Source organism: Streptomyces sp. NPDC018000, from assembly GCF_044328025.1.
In the GTDB taxonomy this organism is placed as follows: Bacteria; Actinomycetota; Actinomycetes; order Streptomycetales; family Streptomycetaceae; genus Streptomyces.
Genome location: NZ_JBIRGM010000063.1, coordinates 1 through 1,524 on the forward strand (window position 1 = coordinate 1; position 1,524 = coordinate 1,524).

General features: G+C 67.1%; 2 protein-coding genes. Both read left to right on the plus strand.

Going from position 1 to position 1,524, the window contains the following annotated elements; translation table 11 throughout:
- Positions 1-80 precede the first annotated feature (80 nt).
- Positions 81-464 carry a hypothetical protein gene (locus ACH4EW_RS32435; RefSeq protein WP_398263149.1) on the plus strand — a complete coding sequence of 128 codons (384 nt, stop codon included), beginning with the start codon at positions 81-83 and terminating at the stop codon, positions 462-464.
- Positions 465-484: 20 nt separating this feature from the next.
- Entirely contained in the window at positions 485-1,489 is a 1,005-nt protein-coding gene (locus ACH4EW_RS32440; RefSeq protein ID WP_398263151.1) for an IS3 family transposase, read from the plus strand.
- Positions 1,490-1,524 lie beyond the last annotated feature (35 nt).

Below are 1,524 nucleotides of genomic sequence, written 5' to 3' on the forward strand. Positions count from 1 at the left end.
CCCTCTCTGACATCGTTGGGTGAGACACCCTAGCGTGATCAGTTAGCCTGGGTGGACGAACGAGCAGGAGAACCACCCGTATGACCAGCACCAGCGGTCCCGGCGCCGATCCGGCGCCGAAGCCGAAGCGTCGCACCTTCACCGCCGAGTACAAGCTGCGGATCGTCGCCGAGTACGACGCGGCCCCGTCCGGTGAGAAGGGCGCGATCCTGCGCCGCGAGCGCCTGTACCACTCCCACGTGATCGAGTGGCGTGCGGCCCGCGACACTGGCGCGCTCGCGCAGCTGACCGACCACCGCACCAGCCCTGCCCGCCCCAGGAAGCACCCGGCCGAGGCCGAGAACGCCAAGCTGCGGCGGGAGAACGAGCGGCTGCGTGCGGAGGTGGACCAGAAGAACGCGGCTCTGGAGGTGCTGGGAAAAACACACGCGCTCTTGCAGTCACTGTCCAAGAGCGCGGACTGAGCCAGGCCCTGGACGGCCATCTGCACGCAGCGGCCGAGGAGTTGAGGCTGTTGGTGGGCATCGTGGACGCCTGCCGGATCACCGGAAGGTCCCGGGCGACCCACCACCGACGGCTGCACCCCAAGCCGCCGGCACCCAAACGCCCACGCCCGGCCCCGGCCACCGCACTGTCGGCCACCGAGCGGGCCGCAGTGCTGGCGCTGATGAACACCCCCGAGTACGCCGAGCTGCCACCCGCGCAGATCTATGCCCGCGAACTGGACGAGGGCCGCTACCACTGCTCCGAGCGCACGATGTACCGGATCCTGAAGGAGGCCGGCCAGGAAGGCGAGCGACGCCGGATCGCCACCCACGGCGCCAAGACTGTGCCAGAGCTGGTCGCTGACGCCCCCTCGCAGGTCTTCACCTGGGACATCACGAAACTGGCCGGCCCGGACAAGGGCATCTGGTACCACGCCTACGTCGTCATCGACATCTACAGCCGCTACATCGTCGGCTGGACGGTGGAGCGGGCAGAATCGGCCGAGCGCGCCGAGGAGTTGATCCGCGAGACCATCGAGCGCAACGGCATCGTGCCCCAGACCGTGCACGCCGACCGGGGCACCTCCATGACCTCCAAGAAGGTCTCGCAACTGCTGATCGACCTCGGAGTCACCCGCAGCCACTCACGCCCCAAGGTGAGCAACGACAACCCCTACAGCGAAAGCCACTTCAAGACCACCAAGTACCAGCCCGACTTCCCGCAGAGATTCGACTCCCTGACGCACGCCCGGGAGTGGATGGACGGCTTCATCAGCCACTACAACCACGTCCACCGGCACTCCGGGATCGGCTACCACACCCCGGCCAGCGTGCACTTCGGCACCGCGGACCTGGTACGCGAGCAACGAGCCGCCACCCTCGCAGCGGCCTACGAACAGCATCCCGAACGGTTCAACCGCCGCCCCGTCCCGCCATCCATCCCCCGCCAGGCATGGATCAACGACCCCGCCAAGCGACGTCAAACCGAACAACAGATCTCATAGCATCACATTCGTTTCATTTGACTTGACAGGCACCG

Excerpts from the sequence above, each read along its gene's own strand:
- ACH4EW_RS32435 (WP_398263149.1), top strand. The coding sequence starts at position 81 with ATGACCAGCACCAGCGGTCCCGGCGCCGATCCGGCGCCGAAGCCGAAG.